Below are 25252 nucleotides of genomic sequence, written 5' to 3' on the forward strand. Positions count from 1 at the left end.
CACATTACCCCAGTTTGACCTTGTCGACGCCGATCAGGCGATTGAATATCCAGTAGAACACCACCACCACGAGCAGCAGAATCGAGGCGATCGCCGCCGCCAATCCCCAGTTGAGGGAGGTCTGCATGTGGTAAGCAATGTAATTGGTGATAAAGCGCCCGGACTGGCCGCCCACCAATGCCGGCGTGATGTAGTAGCCGATCGACAGGATGAACACGAGAATACCCCCGGCAGCGATCCCCGGGATAGTCAACGGAAAATAGACCCGCCGGAAGGAAAGAAAGGGTTTGCCCCCCAGGGAGCGGGCCGCATGCATGTAGCTAGGAGGAATGGTCTTCATTACCGAATACAGCGGCAAAATCATGAACGGTAGCAGGATGTGCGTCATGGCAATGATGGTACCGGTCTTGTTGTGTATCAGCTGCCAGCGCGCCTCGTCGGCAATCACACCGAGGGCCACCATCACATCGTTGAGCACCCCTTGCGATTGAAGAATGGCAATCCAGGTGGTGGTGCGCACCAATAGCGACGTCCAGAACGGCAGCAACACCAGAATCATCAACAGGTTCGACTTTCGCAGCGGCAGATTGGCCAGTAGAAAGGCAATCGGATACCCCAGCATCAGAGTCGCCAGGGTGATCACCGCGCTCATCCAGAAGGTGCGCCAGAACAGTGTCGCATGGACCTGCAGATAATCCGGTACCTTGACGATCTCGCCTTGCGGTGAGTATTGGCGATCCATAGCGGCGAGATAATAGGACAAGGTGTAGGGGGATGACTCACGCTGAATCAGCCGCCAGGTGTCAAGCTCACCCCAGATGTCATTGATCTCGATCAGCGCTTCGCGATATGGCGGTTCAAGCGTACGCAAACGACGCGCCGTGCGTGAGATAGCCGAGCGCATGCCGGATTTTTCATAGTTCAATCGGCTCGACAACAGACCCAGATTACGTTCCTTTTGACCTACTTGAAGATCTTCCACCAAGGCAGCAAACACCGGTTCATTCGGTATCACCTCTCCATTCCACTCTTCAAGAGCGGAGACGGTACGGGGCAACGTCGCCGATACTTCCGGGTTGTCCACGCTGCGCCAGAGCATGTCAAAGATCGGCATGACAAAGGCGACTCCCAAAAAGAGCAACAGCGGTGATACCAGCAGCACTGCCTTGAGTTTCGAGCGACGCACGGCCCGGCGTAGGCTAACTTTCAGCGGTACGCCGTCGGCGGTGGTCAATGGGGTAGTAGAGGAATCGGGCATACCTGCCTCATCATCTGGATGGCCTATCACAAGATAACTCGCGAGGAGTGTCCCACCCGAAGGCTGATCGGGTGGGACAACGGACTTGGCGCGTCAACCTATTGCGACAACCAGGCATTGAAGCGCTGAGTCAGTTCATCATTGTTGTCCGCCCAGAACTCATCATCCTTGGGAATAGCGGTCTCAAAATTAGCCGGGAAAGTCGGCATATGCGGCTTCATCTCGATGCCGGTCTCGGCATGGGTCGAGACCATGTCCGATGAGGACTTGCGCGCCGGTCCATAGGAGATGTATTTGGCTTGATCCGCAAGACGCTGGGTATCCGTGGCAAAGTAGAGATAGTCCTTGACCTTGTCGAGCTTGCCGGTGGGCACGACCCAGCCATCCAGTTCGAACACCTGGGCGTCCCAGATGATCTCGAAAGGTTGGTCCTCGGTAACCATGGCATTGAAGATCCGTCCGTTGTAGGCGGAACCGAAGGCGACTTCCTCATCCGCCAGGAGTTGCGGCGGCTGGGCGCCCTCTTCCCACCAGATTACCTGATCTTTTATGGTATCGAGCTTGGCAAAAGCACGCTGAACGCCCTCTTCGGTTTCCAGCACGTCATAGACTTCTTCCGGGGCTACACCATCGGCGACCAACGCCCATTCCAAATTGTTGATGGGCTTGCGCAATAGGGTGCGCTTGCCGGGATAATTCTCCAGATCGAACACATCGGCGATGGTGCTAGGCTGCTTGTCTTTGGGGAACATCTCGGTATTGAAGGCGACGATGTTGGAATAGACGATCGACGGCACAAAGCATTCGGTCAGTGAGTCATCGATAAAGTCCTCCGTGGGCGGTGTGCCATCCGGCGCCTCGGCCAGCAACTGGTCATGATCCAGCGGTTCGATCAAGCCCTCGGCACAGGCGACCAAGGCATCCGCCGGCAGCATATCGACTAGATCCCAAGTCACGTTACCGGCTTGGTTCTGAGCGCGAAGTCCGGCCAGAGCATTGCCGCTGCGATCGATATTGACGATCTCGTTGCCGGTTTTTTCCATCCAAGGCTCATGATAGGCCTTCTGCTGGCTCATGCTGTAGGCGCCGCCCCATGAGACGATGTTGAGCGTCTGTTCAGCTTGCGCCGCGACTGCAATTGCCAGGGTCGACAGCCCCATTGCGACGATCGTGGCGCCCTTCATCATTGGCTTTTTCATAAAACTTTCTCCGATTGTTATTGTGATACGCGTTTTTTGCCCATGTTGAATGAAAAGCGTAGCATCACGGCCCACTCGGCTACGCCCTTAATATAAACCTCCTGTTTTTCAGGCATCTAGCGCCCGACAATCGCTACTCGACCAAGCCACCTTGATCATCTGCCCTGGCCGCAGACTGACATGCCCCTCTGCATTAGGTGTCTTAAGGATGAATTCATCGTTACCGCACACCGAGAGTCGGGTGCGCAAATGGTCGCCGAGATAGATCATTTCTTGTACCTGGGCCGCAAAGCAGTTCTCGAAAGAAGTGTCGTCGTTTACCACGATGCTAACCCGTTCGGGGCGTAGCGAAAGCGTGGTTCGCGCACCTACCTCATGCACCGCCACAGGCTTGGCGATCACCGTATCGCCGCTGTCCAGGCGTACCTGACAGGTATCGCCTTGATAATCGACAATATCCCCACACAAGCGATTGTTCTCGCCGATGAAGTAGGCCACGAAGGCGTTCTCCGGCTCTTCATAGAGGGTTTCAGGAGTGGCAAGTTGCTGTACCACGCCATCGTTGAACACCGCGATACGATCCGACATGGTCAGCGCCTCGGTCTGGTCGTGGGTGACGTAGATCATGGTCACTCCCAGAGTGGCGTGAATGCGCTTGATCTCGTACTGCATCTCTTCGCGCAGGTTCTTGTCCAGTGCCCCTAGAGGCTCATCCATCAATACCAGTTCGGGCTCGAAGACCAGGGCTCGCGCCAGAGCTACGCGCTGCTGTTGACCACCGGAGAGCTGGGCCGGACGGCGATCACCAAACTCTTCGAGCCGGACCATTGCCAGGGCGCGCTGCACTTTCTGCTTGATGTCATCCTTGCTCAGATGACGCACTTCGAGGGGAAAGGCTAGATTTTCGGCCACGGTCATATGGGGGAACAAGGCATAGTTCTGGAACACCATGCCAATACCGCGCTTATGTGGCGGCAGATCATTGATCGGCTCGCCCTTGAGCAGAATGTCACCGTGAGTAGGTGTCTCGAAGCCTGCCATCATCATCAGACAAGTGGTCTTTCCAGACCCGGAAGGACCCAGGAGGGTCACGAACTGCCCTTTCTGGATATCGAGATTGAAATCCTTTACGACCAGCTCGACACCGTCGTAACTCTTCTGGACATTGATGAAGCGCGCAAAACTGGCGTCGACGACCTGCGCCTCGTCTACCAACGGCTCTACTTGAAGGGACTGCGTCATATAAGCTCCTGGCGTACGGTTATTATTGTGTCCACGTCGTACAACGCTTTGGCTGGCAACGCCATTGACTCGACCATAATTCGACTCAGCCCCGGCCACAATCCTCCTTGAGGATAATAAGCGTTGAACCCAGGGGCTGATTCATCAGGATACTTTGGGTATGGCGCCTTGGATGAACACACCCCGAATCCAGTTTGAACATCTCATAAAAAAAGACGCCGATGCGGCGTCTTTTAAGACAGATAATGCAGAGCGTTAGTGCTCGCCTATTGGCGAATGCCCTCGAAAACCACGTACAACTCGAACTCTTGCATCACCGGCGGGAATTTACTCATATCAATATCGTAGTCGGCCAATGCCAGATTAGTCGTTCCTTCGAAACCATCGCGATAGCCGCCCCAGGGGTCTTCACCCCCACCGATATGAGTCACGTCCATGGTGATCTCGTTGGTAACGCCGTGCAGAGTCAACTCGCCGGTCAGTGTGCCCTCACCCTCGCCGGTGGACTCGAACCCAGTGGACTCGAAGGTCGCGGTAGGATACTCGGAGGCATTCAGAAAATCCTCGCTCAGGATATGCTTGTCCCGCTCGGCGTGATTGCTGTTGAGACTGGAGACATTGACATCCACATTGACACTCGAGGAAGCAACATCTTCCGGGTCATAGCTGAAATCACCCGAAAAATCCTCGAAGGACCCGAGAATGTAGGAAAAGCCCAAGTGGCTGATCTTGAATTGGACAAAAGCGTGCTGACCTTCCTTGTCGATGATGTAGTCGGCTGCCTGGGCTTGAGCCAGGGGTAGTAGTGACGATACCGACAGCGCGGCAATCATGGTCTTCTTGAACATCACAAACTCCTTAGTGTTTTCAAGCGTTACTCAACAATATATCAAGCGAGAAAAGATATTAGGCCGAACGACGCGACACGCGGGGATCGATCATGCGGCGCATGACATCGTTGCGATCGATCACTAGGTGCTTGAATGCCGCCAGCGCATGGCCCAGAGAAATGATCATTAGTGCCCAGGCGCTATACCAGTGGACTTCGCCAGCGATACTGGCCTGGTTGGACAAGCCCGAAAGCGTAGCAGGTGCGGTGAACCAATCGAATACGCTGATACCGCTGCCATTGGCGGTAGAGATGAGATAACCGCTGATCAGCACGACCAGCAACAGCGCATAGATCAGCAAGTGACCAATCTTGGCCGCCACCTTTTCCATAGGCGCCCCTTTTTCCTTGGGGGTCGGCTGGAACAACCGCCAGACAACACGCAGGGCGGTAACCCCCAGCAGCAGCATTCCCATAGAGCGATGCCACCAAGGCGCCAGGTTGTACCAGGCGTCGTAATAAGTCAGATCCGTCATCCACCAGCCAAGCGCGAACAGTCCTATCACCGCGATGGCACTCAGCCAGTGGATCAGGATACTGAACAGGCCCCACCCTCGAATCGAGTTACACCACATGGATACCGCCCTCTTTCAATCGATATTCAATACAACTTCTATCGAACGCTTCACTGGACACCAGCGCAGCCAGCATGACGGTGTTCAATGCAGAAAAACAAGGGCCCACCGATGCGGACCCTTGAAGTACTCGAAAGCAGCTTTCGACATGCTGTGGGTGCCAATCAGCCCTCGCGCAAGGTGGACAACAGCAGTTCGGCGGTGGGTGCACTCGAGGCAGGGTTCTGCCCGGTGATCAGTAGTCCATCGCGGACCTGATAAGGGGCAAAATCCTCCTCGGCACGCTCATAGTGGCCGCCCTGCTGCTTGAGCGCCTCCTCCACCAGCAGTGGCACCACCTTCGTCAATCCCACGGCTTCCTCTTCGCCGTTGGTGAAACCAGTCACCCGGCGGCCCTTGACCACCGACTGCCCGTCCTCACCCTTGGCATGCACCAGCACTGCCGGCGCATGACAGACGGCAGCGACGGGCTTGTGAGCGCTCAGGAAGTCATGGATCAGTTGCTGAGAATGCGCATGATGGGTCAGATCCCACAGCGGCCCATGCCCTCCCGGATAGAAGACGGCATCGAAATCCTCGGCCCTCACCTCGTCGAGCTTGTGGGTGTTGGCCAACTGCTCCTTGGCCTGCTCGTCGGCCTCGAAACGCCGGGTCTGCTCGGTCAGGGCATCTTCCTGGGTCGAATTGGGGTCTACCGGCGGCTGGCCGCCCTTGGGCGAAGCCAGAGTGATCTCGGCACCGGCATCCTTGAAGACATAGTAGGGAGCGGCAAACTCTTCCAGCCAGAAACCCGTCTTGTGGCCCGTGTCGCCCATCTGATCGTGAGACGTGAGTACCATCAGAATCTTCATGCAGTCCATCTCCTTGGTCTGGATATGCTTGTCATCGCGCGTCATCCTTGCTGGATGGGGCCATTCGGCATGGATTCAAGGTCTCGGCGATGTCACGTCAGGCGGTCAAGACCACGCGCCATATCGGCTTTGAGATCCTCGGCGTCCTCTAATCCCACCGCGATACGAAGCAAGCCTTCGCCAATTCCTGCCGCCGCTTTCTGTTCGTCGCTGAGACGGCCATGGGTGGTGGTAGCAGGATGGGTAATGGTGGTCTTCACATCCCCCAGGTTGCCGGTGATCGACATTAATTGGGTGGCATCGATCACTGACCAGGCAGACTCGCGCCCGCCTATGATCTCGACACCCAATACCGCCCCAAAGCCTTGCTGCTGGCGACTTGCCAGCTCATGCTGAGGATGGCTTGCAAGGCCGCTGTAATGGACTTGGGCCACCGCCGGATGCGCTTCCAACCATTGCGCCAGTTGCAGGGCGTTCGCGGACTGGGCCTTCATGCGCAGGCCAAGGGTCTCGAGTCCCTTGAGAAATATCCAGGCATTGAACGGGCTTAAGCAAGGACCGCAGGTACGCACGACACCAAACACCTCTTCCAGCTCCTTGTCGCGCCCTACCACGGCACCGCCGATCGCTCGGCCCTGACCGTCGAGATACTTGGTCGCGGAGTGAATGACCAGATCCGCCCCCAGCTGAAGCGGTCGCTGCAGCGCCGGGGTCAGGAAACAGTTGTCGATCGCGAGCCAGGCACCCTGCTCCTTGGCCAGTTTCGATAAGCGTTCGATATCCACCACTTCGGACATGGGGTTGGACGGCGTCTCGGCAAACAGCAGGCGGGTTTTCGGCGTCAGCGCCGCGGCCCACTCCTCAAGATTGCCAAGTTCTACATAGCGCGTGGTGATACCGAACTTGCCCAGGTACTTGTCGAACAGGCTCACCGTCGAGCCGAATAGCGATCGCGACGCGACGATTTCGTCGCCGGCTTCCAGCAGTGCCAGGGCCGTTGCGAGAATGGCCGCCATGCCGGAGCTGGTGGCCACACAGCGCTCCCCACCTTCCAGCGCCGCTAGTCGACGCTCGAAGGCTTGAACGGTAGGGTTGGTAAAACGCGAGTAGATGTTGCCCGGCTCGTCGCCGGCGAACTTGCTCGCCGCCTCGGCGGCGCTGGCGTAAACGAAGCTCGAGGTGGGAAAGATCGGGTCGCCATGCTCTTGTTCGTTGGTACGCTGCTGCCCTGCGCGCACCGCCAAGGTGTCGAAGGCCAAGGCGTCAATGTGCTCGAAAGCGCCATTCTGATGCATAGTTTTCACCCGGTTGAAATTGAGCCGCCCTGCTTATATCAAGGCTCATGCAGGGCGGTGTTGAGTACGATAGCTAGCCGTCATCCTCGACATCATTGTGCAGATCCACGACCGAGTGCGCCGAGCCGGATTGCTGCTTGACCGCATCGCCACGGGCAGCTTCCAACGCCTTCAGATAGGCTGCATCGATATCGCCGGTGATGTACTCGCCATCGAATACCGAACAATCGAAGCGCTCGAGCTGAGGGTTGACCTTATGACAGGCTGCCTTGAGATCTTCCAGATCCTGATAGAAGATGCGGTCGGCCCCGATCAACTCACCGACTTCCGCTTCACTGCGGTCATGAGCGATCAGCTCATCGGCCACGGGCATGTCGATACCGTATACATTGGGATAACGCACCGGCGGCGCGGCAGAGGCAAAATAGACCTTGCGGGCCCCTGCTTCCCTTGCCATCTGGATGATCTGCTTGCAGGTCGTGCCACGCACGATGGAGTCATCCACCAGCAACACATTCTTGCCTTCGAACTCACTGTCGATGGCGTTCAGCTTCTGGCGCACGGACTTCTTGCGCTGGGTCTGTCCCGGCATGATGAAGGTGCGGCCGATATAGCGATTCTTGACGAAGCCCTCGCGGTAGGTCACGCCGAGATGCTGGGCCAGCTCAAGAGCCGAAGTGCGAGATGTATCCGGGATCGGAATCACCACATCGATATCATGCTCCGGCCACTCCTTGAGAATGCGATCGCCAAGCCTGCGGCCCATCTCCATGCGAGTGACGTAGACGTAGGCGCCATCGAGCATCGAGTCCGGCCGCGCCAGATAGACATACTCAAAGATGCACGGTGCCAGCACCGTTCGTTCGGCGCAGGTTTGAGTGTGTATCTCGCCGTTCATATCGACGAAGATTGCCTCTCCCGGGGCCAAATCCCGGGTCAACTCGAAGCCGCCCACGTCCAGCGCCACCGACTCCGATGCAATCATTACATCGCGGCCGTCTTCCGTCTCGCAGGTACCGAAGACTACCGGGCGAATACCCTGGGGGTCGCGAAAGGCGACCATGCCAAAGCCATTGATCATCGCAACCGCCGCATAGCCTCCGCGACAGCGGCGATGCACCCGACGCACCGCATCGAATACGTCTTCTGGCTCGAGATGATGCCCCTGCTTGCCCAGTTCGTGGGCAAATACATTGAGCAGCACCTCGGAATCCGAACTCGTATTGATATGGCGCAGATCCGTGGAATAGAGCTCCTGCTTCAACTGATCGGAGTTGGTCAGATTACCGTTGTGCGCAAGCGCCAAACCATAGGGCGAGTTGACGTAGAACGGCTGGGATTCCGCTTCACTCGAAGAGCCCGCAGTAGGGTAACGCACGTGGCCGATGCCCAGATTGCCCTTGAGCCGAGCCATGTGGCGGGTATGAAAGACGTCCCGCACCAAGCCGTTGCTCTTGCGCAGTAAAAAGCGCCCTTCGTGCCAGGTCATCATTCCTGCGGCGTCCTGCCCGCGATGCTGAAGCACCGTGAGCGCGTCATAGAGCGCCTGATTGACCGGCCGGTTGGCCATGAGGCCTACGATACCGCACATGTCGCCTTACCTCACTTCAATGAAACCACTTCAATGAAACCACTGCCATGAAACCAAAGCCGAGACGCGCTCGGCCTACACCGTAACCCCGTTATCGGGGGTCGTCTTCAGGCGATCCAAACGGTAACGCGGTGGGCACTGACAGAGAGCGTAACTCGTCTTCGGCCTGTGGAACATACTGTTTCCAGTCGGGGATGCGCGCCATCGTCCAATCTCTCAACCCTTCAAAAGCAGGCCGCAACTCTGCCTGCTGCCAGGCCTGTAACTGCACCAGTGGCGTCAAGGTGATCACGACCGTGGCCACTACCAGAATAGCGCCGCCTCGCAGCGTTCCGAAACCGGCGCCTGCCAGGCGATTGAAAAACCCCAGTCCCACCCACTCGACGGCGGCCTGCACCAGACGAATGATGATCCCGCACACTACAACCACCAGGAGAATGATCAGCACGAATGCCGCTATCAGACGCACATCCGGGTGATCGATGACGCCTGTCAGCCTATCCGCAACCGGCTGAGCGAACATCCGTGAGGCTATCAGCGCAAGTATCCAGGAACCCAGGCCTAGTGCCTCTCTCACCAACCCGCGGGTAAAGCCCGCCAGCATCGAAACTGTCAGAATGGCTAAAAATACCCAATCCAACCAGGTCAGTGTCACTCCTGCCCCCGAAGCCGAATCAACAAGCCTTGTATGTTGGCTTTCTGCTTGAGTTCGGTACGTGCCTTCTCCCCTGCCTCCGAGGAGGTGAATGGCCCGACGTACACCGTGGTCAACTCATTGTCCCGGGCACGGCTGAAGGCATTGAACCCTTTTGCCTCGAGATCGGCCTGAAAACTTTGCGCGTTACCCGGTTCACCAAAACTGCCTGCCTGAACGGCCCAGTCGCCCTGTGTCGCCTTGGCCGTTTCCTGCTGGTCACTCTCCTGGGGTTGAGCCTTTTCGCTCTCTGGGAGCTTTGCACGCTCCTGATTACGATTTGCAAGCTCCGCAATAGGATCGGAGCGGGTTTCGGGCTCGGCTATCTGCTGGGTGGGCTTTTGCGGGGAGGTCCGCTGCCTGGCGCGCTGCACCTCTTCAGGCTCGACTCTATCGACCGACGACGAGGTCCCACTGGGTGATCCGGACGTATCGTCACGCATTCGAGGCATCTGGATCTGCCCCAGGCTTGCCGGTGGCTTTGGTTCAGCCACCTCCTTGCGCTCGACCTCAACCGGCTTTTCAAGGGTCAAAGTAGGCTCGGGTTGCATTTCCCGGGACGGTGGATCGTCAAACAACATGGGGATGAAGATCACAGCCAACGCCAACAAGATCACTGCGCCGCTGATACGCTCGCGCATGCCATATTTCATGTTTTCCTCCTGGAGGTAGATGCTGGCTCCGGATCGACTTGCGAGTTTCGCGCATCATACCAGCCAAGCACGTCGGCGACGGTGAAGAAAGAACCGCACACCAGCGCCTCGTCATTGTCTTTGAGTATACCAAGCAACCATTCAGCACCGGCTCGAGGCGAATCAGCCCGGTGCAGTACCCTTTGCGCATGATTTTCGAGCAGCGTCGCAAGGGAGGCGCTATCCCGGCCTCGCTCACCCTCGAGGCTTACCGCCACCCAGGCATCCACCTGAGGAGCCAGCGCTTCGATGACGGCACTGGCGTCCTTGTCCGCCAGCATCCCGAGTAGCGCAATACGCCGGCCGAGAGGCTCGCGCTCCGCCAGCCTTGCGCACACATATTCCGCGGCCTGAGAGTTGTGGGCCACATCCAGGCACCAGTTGCCTAGCCACTGCATGCGCCCAGGCAGGAATATTCCGCTGAACCCCCGGCGACAGGTTTCGCCATCGAGCTTGATGCCAGCAAGTGCCAGCGCTTGCAGCGCACTGGCGGCGTTATCCAGCGGCAATCCAGGGTCCGGCAGCTCTTCGAAGGTCAGCGAATTGCCTTCACCGTCGCGCCCCTGCCAGCACCAGCCAGTATCCGGTCCTTGACGATGGTGAGAAAAATCACACCCCAGCCCATGAACGCCGGCGCCCAGTTCCAGTGCCGTTCGATAGACGCTGGCGGGCAATGAGTGGCTACCCAGTACTGCCGGGCAAGCACGCCTTAGAATGCCGGCCTTCTCGCGGCCGATACCTTCGATATCGGTGCCCAGGAAGGCCGCGTGATCCTGACCGATAGTGGTGATGATCGCCACGTTCGCATCGATGATATTGACCGCATCGAGACGCCCGCCGAGGCCGATTTCCAGAATTGCTATTTGGGGCGCGCGCTCGGCAATCGCCCAGAAGGCCGCCAGGGTACCGACTTCGAAGTAGGTCAGGCTAATGGGCTTGGACGATAGGCGCGCCGCCTCGACCCGTTCGAAGCCCTCGACCAATAGCTCATCAGGGGCCTCGGCTCCGTCAAATCGCAAACGCTCGTTGTAGCGCAGTAGATGAGGAGAGGTATAGGTGGCCGTGGACAAACCGTGAGCGCGAGCCAAACTGTCGAGCATGGCGACGGTCGAGCCTTTGCCATTGGTGCCCGCTACGCTGATGACACGCTCGGCAAGAGGGGCATCGGTCAGCCCCATCCGGCCTGCAACCTCGGCCACCCTCTCGAGACCAAGATCGATGCTGACCGGATGCTCCTGCTCGAGTCGCACCAGCCATTCAGCCAGTGTCAGACTAGCGCGCATTCAGCGTTCAACGTCCTGAGGCGCTTCCTCTTCGAGAGGCAGCTCTTCCTGCAGCTCGTTCGTTTCTTCGCCAGGTTCCACGGGTATGCCAAGCACGGGCTGGTGGGTCAGCTTGCGCAATATGCCACCGACACGTTCGCGCATTTCCTGGCGATGAACGATCATGTCCACTGTGCCATGTTCGAGCAGAAACTCACTGCGCTGAAAGCCTTCCGGCAACTGCTCGCGCACGGTCTGTTCGATGACGCGAGGTCCGGCGAAACCGATCAAGGCATTGGGCTCGGCAATATTGAGATCGCCCAGCATGGCTAGGGATGCCGAAACACCGCCGAACACCGGGTCGGTCAGCACGGAGATATAGGGCGTTCCCGCCTGCTTGAGCTGTTCAAGAGCGGCGGAGGTCTTGGCCATCTGCATCAATGAGAACAGGGCTTCCTGCATGCGCGCGCCACCGGAAGCGGCAAAACAGATGAAAGGGATGTTCTCATCCAGGGCCAGGCGCGCAGCGCGAACGAACTTTTCGCCGACCACCGCCCCCATGGAGCCCCCCATGAAGGTGAACTCGAAGGATACGACCACTACCGGCAGCCCGCCGAGCATGCCCCGCATAGCTACCAAGGCATCATTCTCGCCGGTTTCCTTTTGGGCCGCGGCGAGACGATCGCGATATTTCTTGGAATCCCGGAACTTGAGGCGATCGACAGGCTGCAGATCCGTCGCGATCTCCTCACGCCCCTCCTCGTCCAGAAACCAGTCCAGACGTTTGCGAGCGGTCAAGCGCAGATGATGATCACACTTGGGACAAACGTCCTGGTGCCGTTCCAGTTCGGGAAGATAAAGCACTGCGTCACACTTGGGACACTTGCGCCACAGACCATCCGGCACGCTGGTGCGCCGATCATTGCGCTGAATGCGTCCCATGGACGGCACGATCTTGTCTAGCCAACTCATGGTAAAGAAGTTTCCGTTTTGCTGCTGTTAACGATACCCGAAAGCCATGCCTGCTCGGTATGCCACTCGGATCTTGAATCAAAGAGCTTGCCTGGATTCTATCGAAGGGCATCCGGCTAGAATCCTCTGCCTGGCGTCAGGCATCCAGGGCTTCACGCATGTCGCTCAGTATTCTTTTGAGTTCTTCCTTGGCACGCTCGGGACGCTCGCAGTTGTCCGCGATACGCGAAACCAAGGCGCTGCCGACGATTACCCCATCGGCTACCTGACCTACCGCAGCAGCGGTTTCGCCATCACGGATGCCGAAACCGACGCACAAGGGAATCGACGTCAATTGGCGCAGCGACTCGAGTTGATGATTGATACTGCCTACATCGAGGGTGGCGGCACCGGTCACGCCCTTGAGCGAGACGTAATAGAGATAGCCTTCGCCATGATCGCAGATGGTAGCAGCTCGTTCTTTCGAGGTAGTCGGCGCCACCAGGAAAATCGAGTGCAGGTGATGTTCCTTGAACAGCGGCGCTATTTCATCGGCCTCTTCCGGCGGCATATCCACCACCAACACGCCGTCGACACCTGAAGCGTTGGCCTGCTCGGCAAACGCTTGCAACCCCATACGTTCCAGGGGATTGAGGTAGCCCATCAATACCACCGGAGTCTCGTTATCCTGCTGGCGGAACTCCTCTACCATGGCAAGAATATGGGTCAAGCGGACATTGTACTTGAGCGCTCGTTCACAGGCTTTCTGGATCACCGGCCCATCCGCCATGGGATCGGAAAACGGCATGCCGAGTTCGATCACATCCGCTCCGGCCTCGACCAGGGCATGCATGAACCCGACGGTATGCTCCGGAGCCGGGTCCCCCGCGGTAATAAAGGGAATCAGAGCGGTACGCTTCTGCTCCTTGAGGGTAGCGAAGCGTTGGTCAATACGATTCATTCTTACCCCTTAAAATTCGACGCCATCAATTTTGGCCACCGTCAAAATATCCTTGTCGCCACGCCCGGACAGATTGACGACGATGTGCTGATCGGTGCGCATGGTCGGCGCGATCACCTTGGCATGAGCCAAGGCGTGAGCGGATTCCAATGCTGGCATGATGCCTTCGACATGGGTGAGCTCACGAAAAGCCTCGAGCACTTCCTTGTCATTGGCCGCGACATACTCCACGCGACCGACATCTTTCCACAGCGCATGTTCCGGCCCGACACCCGGGTAGTCGAGGCCTGCCGAGATGGAATGCGTTTCGAGTACCTGCCCCCCTTCGTCGGACATCAGGTAGGTGCGGTTGCCGTGCAATACGCCTCGGGGGGCATTGGCGCTCAACGGCGCCGCATGGCGGCCGGTTTCGACACCGTCACCGCCGGCTTCGACACCGATCATGTGTACGCCTTCATCCTCGACAAAGGGATAGAACAGACCCAGCGCGTTGGAGCCGCCACCGACACAGGCAATCAGTGTATCCGGCAAACGACCGATCTGATCGAGAGACTGCTTGCGGGCTTCGCGTCCGACCACCGCATTGAAGTCGCGTACCAGCAGCGGATAAGGGTGCGGCCCGGCCACGGTACCGATGATGTAGAAGGTATCGTCGACATTGGTGACCCAGTCGCGCAACGCCTCGTTCATCGCGTCCTTCAGGGTACGCGAGCCAGACTCCACGGGAATGACGTTGGCGCCCAGCAGGTGCATGCGATAGACGTTGAGCTTTTGGCGCTGCACATCCTCAGCACCCATGTAGACGTCGCACTTGAGCCCCAGGCGCGCCGCCACCGTGGCAGTGGCGACCCCATGCTGTCCGGCCCCGGTCTCGGCGATGACCCGCGGCTTGCCGCCCTTCTTTGCCAGCAGCGCCTGGCCAATGGTGTTGTTCACCTTGTGAGCGCCGGTGTGGTTGAGATCTTCGCGCTTGAGCCAGATCTGCGCACCGCCAAGCTGGCGCGACCACCGTTCGGCGTGATACAGCGGCGAGGGACGGCCAACATAGTGCGCCAGGTCATGGTCGAATTCCGCCTGAAAATCCGGGTCATCGCGAAGACTCATGTAGGTCTTCTCCAGATCTTCCAGCGCGAAGCTCAGGGTCTCCGAAACGAACCGACCACCATAGGGGCCGAAATGGCCACGGGCATCGGGTAGTCGGGTCAGGTCGCTGAACGTGGTCACGAAAGATACCTCTTGGGGTCGCTTGTGAGGGTCGCTTGTGAGAGCCACTTTGGCTCAAGACTGTTGAGCGAGAAATACGTGATCGATGAATGCACGAATCCGGGTTGGTTCCTTGATGCCGCGAGAGTGCTCGACGCCTCCCGAAACATCTACCGCATAGGGGCGAACCGCACGAATAGCCTCGCCGACATTGGTTGCGGTAAGACCACCGGCGAGAATAACAGGTTTTGCAAGCGTTGCGGGAATACGTGACCAATCGAAGGTGTCGCCGGTGCCTCCGGGCACCCCCGGTTTATAAGCATCGAGCAGCAAGCCGCGGGATTCGGCATAACGCTCGGCGGCCTCATGAAGATCGAGCCCATCGCGCATGCGCAGTGCCTTGATCCAGGGGCGTGCCGCTTGGGCACAGAGTGTCGGCGTTTCATCGCCATGATACTGCACCAGATCCAGGTGCGCTTCGCACCGATGAACGAACTCAGGGCATTGATCGACGAACAAGCCCACTCGGGTGACAAACGCCGGCACACGGGCGGCGAGCTGCGCCAGGCGCTCCTCGTCGATTGCGCGCTGACTGCCCGGCCACAACACGAACCCCAGCGCATCCGCGCCGGCGGCCACCGCCGCATCAATGTCTTCTTCCCGGGTCAGGCCGCAGATCTTGACCCGAGTACGGCCTATCATTGGTCCGCTCATGCTCATATCTCCCCGGCTGACTCGGACTCGGGTAGTCGACTGCGGTGACGCACCCGAGGACTATCGGGCAGTGTCCGCTCGCCGGTCCACTCTCCCAGAAATGCCAACAGATTGGGGCCCAGGGGCTCCTGAGGCAACGCAAATCGCTCGGCGTAGACCGAGTCGACAAAATGCAGACCACACCCTGGAGCCGTGACATTGCCCTTGGCGCGATCCCTGAGCGTCAGCAGATAAGCCAGGTAGTCGACGCTGTGCTCTCCTTTGCCCACCGCCACCAGAGCCCCGGCAATGTTGCGAATCATGTGATGCAAGAAGGCATTGGCCTGAATATCGATCACCACCAGCGGGCCGTAGCGATTGACCTCGATGAAGTGCAGATGGCGCCAGGCGGTTCTAGATTGACAGCCCGCCGCTCTGAAGCTCGAAAAATCGTGTTCGCCCACCAGCGCCTGGGCCGCCGCGTGCATACTTGGCACATCCAGCGGCTCGCGGCACCAGGTGGCATTGGCCCGCTCCAGCACTGGGCGGCTGGGCTGGTTAAGGATCACATAACGATAACGCCGAGCCAGGGCCAGAAAGCGCGCATGAAAATCGCCTGCAACGGGCATGGCCCAACGCACAGCGATATCTCGGGGTAGATTGACATTGGCACCGTATACCCAAGCCTTGCGGCTACGCGGTACGGGCACATCGAAATGCACGATCTGGCGCGTGGCATGCACGCCGCTATCGGTACGGCCACTGCATAATACCTTGACCGGCGTCGCGGCCACCTTGCCCAGCGCATCTTCGAGCGCTGCCTGTACCGAGGGAGCCTGCTTTAGTCGCTGCCAACCACAGTAGTGGCTGCCATCGTATTCAACGCCAAGGGCCAGGCGCCCCGTTAAGGGGCGGGTTTCATCCAGGTACTCGAATAGGGGCATCGGCTCTCATCTGGTTTCTTGATAGTACAGACCATCATTGTCCCAGTGTAACGTCTCGGGAGCCAGCCGAGCTTTTTCAAGAGCGTAGATGCTCGCATTTTTGAACATGAGCACCTTGAGAGCAGTATCGAGTTGCGCCATGTCGATTTCGATGTCGCTATCAAATCCCGAGATCGTATCGTCGACCGAGCGGCACACGATAGGGTGATAAATCACCTCGCTCTGCGCGGCCAATTCGCGAAAGCATGGGGCCAGGTGATTTTCCGAGAGAAAGTCGACCACCAGCGTGCCGGGTTTACACCACACCAGATTGGTCAGCGCGGCCCCATGGGGCGCAATGATCGTCGATGCCGATGCAAACAGCGCCTGCTGCTCGCGCACGCTCAAACCATCGAGGGTCAGCACTTCGAACCCTAGCGGCTCGAGACGCTCACGCACCTGGGCCTCATTGGCAACACGCCGCCGCGGGGCATCCGCCCGGGAAAGATAGAGCCGACGCGTAGCGGGTCGATCGATGCCGGCCCAGTTGGCCATGCCCCGTATGGCATCCGCCTGCCAGGAAGGCTGATCCTCGGAACCTTTAGGTCTAATCGGCACGACCAGCTCGTCAACGTTCAACCAGTCGTGGTCAGACAGAGGAATGACCTGATCTTCGCGAATGCCGCATAGCTCGAGAATCTGCCGTTGCCAGGAAACGCCGGTATAGGCCATGAGATAGCGCTCAGGCATTTCCGATGCCGGCAACGACTGACGTAGATACCAGATATCTGAGACAATATCGGCCCAGAAGTGATAGTAATTATTGCTGTCGGAAACGAAATTACCCAGTAGCGCCACGCGGCCGGCGAGATGTGCAGTATGACGATTCTTGCGGCGCCATTCCCGATGTTTTAGGTAGTACGCCCAGACGTACGGCGAGGCAGGCGTCTTCAACCGCCGGCGGTGCTTGTCGAAGACGATGGCTAGACGACGATGGGGGTCCGGCGCAATCGTGGAGCTAGTGGCGTGAAGGCTCCAGACCCGGGCTTGATGAAGGCGGCAGACGCCCGGCTTGGCCACCGGCTCGACTTTCTGCCAGCAAGGCTCGTTGGCGTTTACAGGCTGCTTACCTGCCGGATATTTGCCCATTCGAGGAACGTGGGACTGATCCTGCCACGGCATACCCTTGTGGTCGGGCGCGACCGTGAAACGTTCCTCTAGCCAGTCCATTGACGAGCGAACGGCGGTATTCAGAATTTTTTTCACAGCATCCATACTTAACATTGAAAACAAAAGTTCAGATAAAGTAGACAATGTTTTGCTTGGACAGCAATATCAACGATCTAGTTAAGTATGACCACATTATTGATACAGACAGGAGTAAGAGTAACGCTACCCTGGCACTGTTTACGTAGCTATTAACGCTTGAAAGCTTGCGAAGCGGTGGATTTGTCATCCAATTGCAGCGTCTCGAAGGTAACTTCTTCCACCTCCCACTCTTCCTCGGTATTAGGCTTTTGATCGAAGAAGACATTACCCCTCTCGGCTGACAGCTCTTCGGCAATGCTCGCAGCGTCACTCTCTTCCGATGAGCTTTCCTGTGGCCGCGGGTACCCGGCAGGCCCAAGGATCGCGGGCTCGTAATCCATGATTCGCTCGACTTCGTCCTGCCCGTTGCCACCCTCTTCCCATTGCCGGTTATTCTCGACCTCGGAGGTGCTTTCCAGTTCGTTGAGTCCGTTGGGAACCAAAGGAAGCGCAGATTCGTGCTCGACATCTTCTTGAAAAGCCACCTCAGTGGATTTTTCGCGCCATGTCGATGCATTATCGGCGTTGGCAGTAGCCACAGGCGCCGTCTCGGGTTCCGCACTTCTGGCGCCCTCTTCGGCTTCGGCAGTCAGCACTTGATCGGCTGACAGCGTGGCTGAGGCCGACCATGGCGAGTATGCCGCTGGCATAGGCTCGGGCTCATTGTCACCTCCACTGTAACGCGAGGGATCGACTCGGCCCTTCCTCACCACGCCATGTCGTTGCCGGCGCCTGCGAAGCAGAAAGGCCAGCAGAACGACCGCCGTCATACCGCCGATCGTGGGCATATACCCTGTTACGCGCTGCCAGCCACTTGGCTCGTCGAGCCCTCCCGCGACCCCTTGACCCTCATTCGCGGCGACAGCCACGTTGCCCGCTCTACTTATCTTCTGCGCGGCAGGCGGTGACAGCACCTGAAGAGCTTCAGCGACTTCTTCGTGCAATCCAGTCAACTCTTCGCGCAAAGAGGCAGTGTCTCCTGCTAATTGCTCCCGCTCTTGACGCATCGCGACAAGCGCTTCATGGATGGTTTCCCGATCGATTTCCAGATCGGCAAGGCGAGACTCCTGTTGCTGCATTGCCATCGCGAGGGCGCGTGCATCGCCACGACTCGTCTCGTTGTCACTTGCCGCCAAAGTCTCCTTGCCCACTGGGGCTGGCGTCTCTACACTTTCCTGGATCGTATCACCAACGACTTCCGCCTGCTCCACCTCGTGACCATTAATCGCAGCCAGCGTTTCATGCCTCGCTTGCCAAGCGTCATTCTGCTCGCGCACTCGCTGCCGAGCCTGGTCGGCATCAAAGGCATTCATTTCCTCGGGAGATGGCACGTCGAGCACCGCCCCCGCCTGTAGCGCATTGATGTTGTTTCGAGAAAAGGCGTCGGGATTACCGGTCAACAACGCCAGCATGGCTTGTTCTAGGGTGGCACTCTTTCCGCGCCGTGCACGATCGGCCAGAATCGAAAGCGCGTCGCCGGTGCGAGCTTGTAGTTGCCGAGGATGCTCTTCGCTAGTCGTTACTGGCTCATCGCTATTCGAACGTCTTGAACCATCGGGCCGCTTGAAACCGCTCGCCGCAACCAACGCGGGGGGCGCCTGACCCAAGCCATCATCCAAGGCAACCGGCGAATCGGAATACCCTGGAGGATCGAGCAAAATATTCACCTGGTGCTGCTGCTTTCCCTCGGGCCATTCCAGCGTCAGCACCAATTCAAGGTAGGGTTCACTTACCGCCTGCTCGGTACTCAACAACAGTACGGGGTTGCCACCTTCATGACTCACTGCCAGCCGCAGGTCGCCGATTATGGCAGCGCGGGGTAGTTCAACCCCCTGAAAATCGGCTTCGTCCGCCAGGTATGCCTGCAATCGATCTGGGTTCGCGCCTTGCAAATCGACTAGCGGAATACGTGCGCGCAAGGGTTCATCGAGTCGAGACAGAATCTGCATTTCAGCCAGGCCTAGCGCTTGCAGCTCGGTACTGACAAGGGCGAGGGCTGTCGCGACGATCAATGGTAATGTGTGTTTCATACGTGTCCTCTAGCGCGGTTCAGCACCTTGATCTGTTATCGACCAATTCATGGCGTTATTTGAATAGTCGTCTCGCCCTTATCCCAATATTTTTACTCTCTCTCAACGCAACGACGCCTCCCGAAGGAGGCGTCGTCCATGCTGAAACCAGCCTGCGTAACTATTGCTCGCGCAATATTCCCAGCATACGCTTGAGCGGTTCCGCGGCACCCCAGAGCAACTGATCACCCACGCTGAAGGCGGTCAAATATTCGCCCCCCATGGCCAGCTTGCGTAGACGCCCTACCGGAACGGTCATGGTGCCGGTGACGGCGGCAGGCGTCAGTCCTTGAAGCGTCGCTTCCTTCTCGTTGGGAATGACCTTGACCCAGTCGTTGTGCCTGGCCAGACGATCCTCTATCTCATCTATCGGCACATCCTTTTTTAACTTGATAGTGAAGGCCTGGCTGTGGGAGCGCATGGCGCCGATGCGCACGCACAGGCCGTCGATAGGAATCGGATTGACGCCATGACCGAGTATCTTGTTGGTCTCGACACCACCCTTCCACTCCTCCTTGCTCTGGCCATTGTCCATGGCCTTGTCGATCCAGGGCAGCAGACCGCCGGCCAGGGGCGCGCCGAAATTCTCCACGGGGAAGTCACCGCCACGCATCGACTCGGACACCTTACGATCGATATCGAGAATGGCGCTGGCCGGATCGTCGAGTTCCTGCTGGACGCTATCGCGTAGCGAGCCCATCTGGTTGAGCAGTTCACGCATGTGTTTAGCGCCAGACCCGGAGGCGGCCTGGTAAGTCATGGAGGTCATCCACTCGATGAGATCGGCTTCGAATAGCCCGCCAAGCCCCATCAGCATTAGGCTGACGGTACAGTTACCGCCGGCAAACGTCTTGGCGCCTTTGGCAAGCTGAGCGTCGATCACATGACGATTGACCGGGTCCAGCACGATGGTCGCGTCATCCGCCATGCGCAGCGTGCTCGCCGCGTCCAGCCAATAGCCCTTCCAACCCGACTCGCGCAGTGGCTTGTACACCTCGCCAGTATAATCACCGCCCTGGCAGGTCACGATCACATCCAGCGCCTTGAGCGCCTCTTGATCGAAAGCATCCTTGAGGGGCGGCACGTCCACACCGATATCAGGCCCGGGTTGGCCCACTTGGGAGGTGGTAAAGAAGACCGGCTCGATACCGGCGAAGTCGTTGTCTTCGCGCATACGGTGCATGAGCACGGAGCCGACCATGCCCCGCCAACCGATGAATCCGACTTTCAACATGATGATTCTCCTGATGGCTCAAGCGTGATTGAAAGCTGCGAGCACCGCGTCGCCCATTTCCTGGGTCGACACCTCGCGGGTGCCCGAGTAGGCGATATCCGCGGTACGCAGATTGTCGTCCAGCACACGACCGACCGCTTTTTCGATGCGCTCGGCAAGTGCTGGCTCGTCCAGCGAGTAGCGTAGCATCATAGCCACGGACAGGATGGTCGCCAACGGATTGGCCACGCCTTGACCGGCGATATCCGGGGCGCTGCCGTGGCAAGGCTCGTACATGCCCTGGTTGCGTTCATTGAGGGACGCTGAAGGCAACATGCCGATGGAACCGGTGAGCATGGCCGCCGCATCGGAGAGAATATCGCCGAACATGTTGCCAGTGACCATGACGTCGAACTGCTTGGGCGCCCGTACCAGCTGCATGGCGGCATTGTCGACGTACATGTGACTGAGCTCCACATCCGGATACTCCGAAGCTAGCCGATTCATGACTTCTCGCCACAGCATGGTGACCTCGAGCACGTTGGCCTTGTCCACGCTGCACAGCTTGCGGTCGCGTTTACGCGCCATCTCGAAGGCGGCACGCCCGATGCGTTCGATCTCGCCTTCGGAATAGACGTAGGTATTGAAGCCCACCCGCTGGCCGTCACGCTCCTCGATACCCCGCGGCTGGCCGAAGTAGATGCCACCGGTGAGTTCCCGCAGGATCATGATATCGAGCCCTGCCACCACTTCCGGCTTCAGACTCGAGGCCTCGGCCAGCTGCGGATACAGCAGCGCCGGGCGCAGGTTGGCGAACAGGCCAAGATGCTTGCGCAGCCCCAGCAGCCCCTTTTCGGGGCGCTTTTGAATATCCTCGAGGTTGTCCCACTTGGGGCCACCCACGGCGCCCAGCAGGATGGCGTCCGCGGCCTTGGCTTTTTCAAGCGTCGCTTCCGGCAACGGATCGCCCTCGGCATCAAAACCTGCCCCGCCGACCAAGGCTTCTTCCAGCTCGATATCAAGACCGTCCTGCTGGCAAGCCTTTAAAATCTTGACCGCCTCGGCGGTGATTTCCGGGCCGATGCCGTCTCCGGGTAGAACGAGAATCTTGCGACTCATGGTGTCCCTCTATAACGCTGTATTTGACGTCGAATAATCGAGTGCTGCACGTTTTAACCGCGAAACAGCCAGGGCTGGGCTTCGCGATGGCGCTGCTCGAAATCGCGGATTGCGCCCTCGTGCTCCAGGGTCAGGCCGATATCGTCCAGACCGTTGAGCAGGCAGTGCTTACGAAATTCGTCTACCTCAAAGTTGAATACATCGCCGCTCGGGGTGGTAACGGTCTGGGCCTGGAGATCCACCTCGAGACGATAGTCGTCGCTGGACTCGACCTCCTGGAATAGCTGATCGACGCTTGCCTCGTCCAAGGGCACCAGCAGAATGCCGTTCTTGAAGGCGTTGTTGTAGAAAATGTCGGCAAAGCTTGGGGCAATGACCACGCGAAAGCCGAAGTCTTCCAGCGCCCAGGGCGCGTGCTCCCGGGAACTGCCGCAGCCAAAGTTACGTCGTGCCAATAGAATACTGGCATTTTGGTAACGCGGTTGATTGAGCACAAAATCCGGGTTCACCGGACGGTTTGAGGCATCCTGTCCCGGATAGCCTTCATCAAGATAGCGTAGCTCGTCGAACAGGTTGGGGCCAAAGCCGGTACGCTTGATCGATTTCAAGAACTGCTTGGGAATGATCAGATCGGTGTCGATGTTGGCGCGATCGAGAGGCGCCACAAGGCCTTGATGCTGTGTGAGTGCTTGCATGGCTCAGGCCTCCTGGGGTTGCTGGGCAAGGTTGCGAACATCGATAAAGTGACCCGCGATCGCGGCGGCCGCGGCCATGGCAGGGCTCACCAGATGGGTGCGTCCGCCATAGCCCTGGCGTCCTTCGAAGTTACGATTCGAGGTGGAGGCGCAGTGCTCCCCGGCGCCGAGCTTGTCCGCGTTCATGGCCAGGCACATGGAGCAACCCGGCTCGCGCCACTCGAAACCCGCCTCGAGAAAGATCTTGTCGAGCCCCTCGGCTTCCGCCTGGCGCTTGACCAGGCCAGAGCCCGGCACCACCATCGCCAGCGCAATGGAGTCCGCGACCTTCTTGCCCCTGGCGACCTTGGCGGCTTCGCGCAGATCCTCGATGCGAGAATTGGTGCAGGAGCCGATAAACACCTTGTCCAAACGGATGTCGGTAATCTTCTGGCCCGCTGCAAGCCCCATGTATTCCAACGCCCGCACCACACCCCGCTTTACGGTGTCGTCGGCGATGGCGGCGGGGTCCGGCACCTCGCCTTCGATGGGGGCGACCATTTCCGGGCTCGTGCCCCAGCTCACCTGGGGTGCGATCTCGGCCGCATCCAGCACCACCTCCTGGTCGAATACCGCATCCTCATCGGAGACCAATTCCCGCCAAGCCGCCACGGCGGCGTCCCACTGCTCGGCGGTGGGTGCATAGGGGCGCTCGCGCAGATAGTCGATGGTGATGTCGTCGACGCCGACCAGCCCTACCCGGGCGCCTGCCTCGATAGCCATGTTGCAGATGGTCATGCGGCCTTCCATGGACAGATCGCGAATTGCGCTGCCGGCAAATTCGATGGCGCAGCCGGTGCCACCAGCGGTACCGATACGGCCGATCACCGCCAGCACGATATCCTTGGCGGTCACGCCGGCGCCCAATTGACCTTCTACTCTTACCCGCATGTTCTTCATTTTCTGTGCCAGCAGACACTGGGTCGCCAACACGTGTTCGACCTCGGAGGTGCCGATACCATGGGACAGGGCGGCAAAGGCGCCGTGAGTCGCGGTATGAGAATCGCCACATACCACGGTCATCCCGGGCAGGGTCGCGCCCTGCTCCGGACCCACCACATGAACGATACCCTGGCGCTCGTCGTTGATGCGAAACTCCTCGATGCCGAAGGCCTCGCAGTTGTCGTCCAAAGTCTGCACCTGAATGAGCGATACCGGATCGACGATACCCGCGTTACCGGCGGCGCGTTCGACAAGCGTGGTCGGCACGTTGTGATCCGGCGTAGCCAGATTGGCATCCAGCCGCCAGGGCTTGCGCCCGGCCAGACGCAGTCCCTCGAAGGCTTGGGGCGAGGTCACTTCATGCAGCAGATGACGATCGATATAGATCAGCGCGCTACCATCGTCCCGCTGTTTCACGAGATGCTGAGACCATAATTTGTCGTAAAGTGTCTGACCTGCCATGTCGTTCTCCCGGGTCATTGGCCTTATGTTTGTCTGATCAAGTGCTGCCTAATCATGCCTGTCTGGTCGATTGTCGCGGCTTTCCCGCGACCAATGCTGTTCTTTGCAAACAGTCTCACGCGACTCGCTCATAAAATCAATTCATGTTATTCATACTTTGCATTCCATAAAAGAATAGCAATGGCATGGAAAATTGACGAATGGATACCCAAAGCCTGCAAGCCTTTCTCGCCGTTGCGGATAACGGCTCTTTCTCATTGGCCGGCGAACAGCTTTATCTGACCCAGCCAGCGGTGAGCAAGCGCATTGCCACCCTGGAAGAACAGATCGGAGCGCGCCTGTTCGACCGTATTGGCCGTCGAGTCAGCTTGACGGAAGCCGGCCAGGTATTGCTGCCCCGGGCTCGGGAAATCTTGGTCATGGTCAACGACAGCCGTCAGGCACTGGCCAATCTGGCCGGCGACATTCGCGGCAGTCTGATCATGGCCACCAGCCATCATATCGGTCTGCATCGGCTACCGCCGATACTCAAGACCTATACCCAGGCTCATCCCGAGGTGCGCATGGATCTACGTTTTCTCGATTCGGAACAGGCCTATCAGGGTGTGCTCACCGGTGAACTGGAAGTCGCCGTGGTGACACTCGCGCCGGCGCCGGATCCTCGTTTGACCGTGGTCCCGGTATGGGTCGACCGGCTGCATTTCGTGTGCGGAAAGGATCACCCTCTGGCAAAACAGGGTCGAGTGGCACTCACGGCGCTATCGGAGCACGATGCGGTACTGCCCGGCCATCTGACCTTTACCCGCGACATCGTTCTCGACACTTTTGCCCAGAATGGGCTTCAGGTGAACGTCGGACTGTCGACCAACTATCTTGAGACCTTGAAGATGATGGTCACGATCGGGCTGGGATGGAGCGTGTTGCCGGAAACCCTGATCGATAAGGAACTGCATCGGCTGCCTATCGAGCTTCCACCCATCGAACGCCCGCTTGGCTATCTGGTACACAAGAGCCGCACTCTCTCGAATGCAGCCCGTTCGATGCTCACGCTACTTGATGACGAAATAACGCCTCCGGCCCGATCGCCATGACCGTGTCGGGGGCGTTGCATGCCTCCAAGGCTCTC

Annotated in this window: 23 protein-coding genes; 1 reads left to right on the forward strand and 22 read right to left on the reverse strand. The window is 58.5% G+C overall.

Going from position 1 to position 25252, the window contains the following annotated elements; translation table 11 throughout:
* Positions 1-4: 4 nt before the first annotated feature.
* From H7850_RS06470 to leuC, 22 genes are all read right to left on the reverse strand, one after another.
* Positions 5-1258, reverse strand: a complete 1254-nt coding sequence (locus tag H7850_RS06470; RefSeq protein ID WP_227368707.1) for an ABC transporter permease — start codon at positions 1256-1258, stop codon at positions 5-7.
* Between the two features lie 98 nt (positions 1259-1356).
* Positions 1357-2457, reverse strand: a complete 1101-nt coding sequence (locus H7850_RS06475; RefSeq protein WP_227368708.1) for an extracellular solute-binding protein — start codon at positions 2455-2457, stop codon at positions 1357-1359.
* 108 nt (positions 2458-2565) lie between these two features.
* Positions 2566-3699 (reverse strand): ABC transporter ATP-binding protein, encoded by a 1134-nt coding sequence (locus H7850_RS06480; RefSeq protein WP_227368709.1) that lies wholly within the window; start codon positions 3697-3699, stop codon positions 2566-2568.
* Between the two features lie 266 nt (positions 3700-3965).
* Complete coding sequence (locus tag H7850_RS06485) at positions 3966-4547, reverse strand: YceI family protein (protein ID WP_227368710.1); 582 nt, start codon at positions 4545-4547, stop codon at positions 3966-3968.
* A 58-nt stretch (positions 4548-4605) separates the two neighbouring features.
* Positions 4606-5163, reverse strand: coding sequence for a cytochrome b (locus H7850_RS06490; RefSeq protein WP_227368711.1), 558 nt, complete (start codon positions 5161-5163; stop codon positions 4606-4608).
* Between the two features lie 164 nt (positions 5164-5327).
* Positions 5328-6014 (reverse strand): type 1 glutamine amidotransferase domain-containing protein, encoded by a 687-nt coding sequence (locus H7850_RS06495; protein ID WP_227368712.1) that lies wholly within the window; start codon positions 6012-6014, stop codon positions 5328-5330.
* A gap of 92 nt (positions 6015-6106) precedes the next feature.
* Complete coding sequence (locus tag H7850_RS06500; protein WP_227368713.1) at positions 6107-7309, reverse strand: O-succinylhomoserine sulfhydrylase; 1203 nt, start codon at positions 7307-7309, stop codon at positions 6107-6109.
* Positions 7310-7382: 73 nt separating this feature from the next.
* Entirely contained in the window at positions 7383-8900 is a 1518-nt protein-coding gene (purF, locus tag H7850_RS06505) for an amidophosphoribosyltransferase (protein ID WP_227368714.1), read from the reverse strand.
* Positions 8901-8991: 91 nt separating this feature from the next.
* Entirely contained in the window at positions 8992-9555 is a 564-nt protein-coding gene (locus H7850_RS06510) for a CvpA family protein (protein ID WP_227368715.1), read from the reverse strand.
* The gene (locus H7850_RS06515; protein WP_227368716.1) at positions 9552-10247 is read right to left on the reverse strand and encodes an SPOR domain-containing protein; all 696 of its coding nucleotides are present in this window, start codon (positions 10245-10247) and stop codon (positions 9552-9554) included. The genes H7850_RS06510 and H7850_RS06515 overlap by 4 nt, the downstream gene beginning before the upstream one ends.
* A complete protein-coding gene (locus H7850_RS06520) occupies positions 10244-11569 on the reverse strand; it encodes a bifunctional folylpolyglutamate synthase/dihydrofolate synthase (protein ID WP_227368717.1) in 1326 nt (441 codons plus the stop codon). The genes H7850_RS06515 and H7850_RS06520 overlap by 4 nt, the downstream gene beginning before the upstream one ends.
* Positions 11570-12520 carry an acetyl-CoA carboxylase, carboxyltransferase subunit beta gene (gene accD / locus H7850_RS06525; RefSeq protein ID WP_227368718.1) on the reverse strand — a complete coding sequence of 317 codons (951 nt, stop codon included), beginning with the start codon at positions 12518-12520 and terminating at the stop codon, positions 11570-11572.
* A gap of 136 nt (positions 12521-12656) precedes the next feature.
* On the reverse strand, positions 12657-13460 hold the full coding sequence (gene trpA, locus H7850_RS06530; RefSeq protein ID WP_227368719.1) for a tryptophan synthase subunit alpha: 804 nt from the start codon (positions 13458-13460) through the stop codon (positions 12657-12659).
* A gap of 9 nt (positions 13461-13469) precedes the next feature.
* Complete coding sequence (gene trpB, locus H7850_RS06535; RefSeq protein WP_227368720.1) at positions 13470-14684, reverse strand: tryptophan synthase subunit beta; 1215 nt, start codon at positions 14682-14684, stop codon at positions 13470-13472.
* A 54-nt stretch (positions 14685-14738) separates the two neighbouring features.
* The gene (locus H7850_RS06540; protein WP_227368721.1) at positions 14739-15377 is read right to left on the reverse strand and encodes a phosphoribosylanthranilate isomerase; all 639 of its coding nucleotides are present in this window, start codon (positions 15375-15377) and stop codon (positions 14739-14741) included.
* Positions 15378-15379: 2 nt separating this feature from the next.
* Complete coding sequence (gene truA / locus H7850_RS06545; RefSeq protein WP_227368722.1) at positions 15380-16300, reverse strand: tRNA pseudouridine(38-40) synthase TruA; 921 nt, start codon at positions 16298-16300, stop codon at positions 15380-15382.
* Between the two features lie 6 nt (positions 16301-16306).
* Positions 16307-17545 (reverse strand): glycosyltransferase family 61 protein, encoded by a 1239-nt coding sequence (locus H7850_RS06550; RefSeq protein WP_227368723.1) that lies wholly within the window; start codon positions 17543-17545, stop codon positions 16307-16309.
* Positions 17546-17697: 152 nt separating this feature from the next.
* Complete coding sequence (locus H7850_RS06555; RefSeq protein ID WP_227368724.1) at positions 17698-19617, reverse strand: FimV family protein; 1920 nt, start codon at positions 19615-19617, stop codon at positions 17698-17700.
* Positions 19618-19777: 160 nt separating this feature from the next.
* On the reverse strand, positions 19778-20890 hold the full coding sequence (gene asd / locus H7850_RS06560; protein WP_227368725.1) for an aspartate-semialdehyde dehydrogenase: 1113 nt from the start codon (positions 20888-20890) through the stop codon (positions 19778-19780).
* A gap of 18 nt (positions 20891-20908) precedes the next feature.
* Positions 20909-21988 carry a 3-isopropylmalate dehydrogenase gene (gene leuB / locus H7850_RS06565; protein ID WP_227368726.1) on the reverse strand — a complete coding sequence of 360 codons (1080 nt, stop codon included), beginning with the start codon at positions 21986-21988 and terminating at the stop codon, positions 20909-20911.
* A 53-nt stretch (positions 21989-22041) separates the two neighbouring features.
* Positions 22042-22683 carry a 3-isopropylmalate dehydratase small subunit gene (leuD, locus tag H7850_RS06570; RefSeq protein WP_227368727.1) on the reverse strand — a complete coding sequence of 214 codons (642 nt, stop codon included), beginning with the start codon at positions 22681-22683 and terminating at the stop codon, positions 22042-22044.
* A 3-nt stretch (positions 22684-22686) separates the two neighbouring features.
* Positions 22687-24126: a 3-isopropylmalate dehydratase large subunit gene (leuC, locus tag H7850_RS06575; RefSeq protein ID WP_227368728.1), complete on the reverse strand. Its 1440-nt coding sequence runs from the start codon at positions 24124-24126 to the stop codon at positions 22687-22689.
* A 200-nt stretch (positions 24127-24326) separates the two neighbouring features.
* Between leuC and H7850_RS06580 the strand changes: the two genes are divergently transcribed.
* On the forward strand, positions 24327-25217 hold the full coding sequence (locus H7850_RS06580) for a LysR family transcriptional regulator (RefSeq protein WP_227368729.1): 891 nt from the start codon (positions 24327-24329) through the stop codon (positions 25215-25217).
* The last annotated feature ends 35 nt before the right edge of the window (positions 25218-25252 follow it).

The sequence above is a fragment of the Halomonas sp. M20 genome, assembly GCF_020622265.1.
GTDB lineage: Bacteria > Pseudomonadota > Gammaproteobacteria > Pseudomonadales > Halomonadaceae > Modicisalibacter.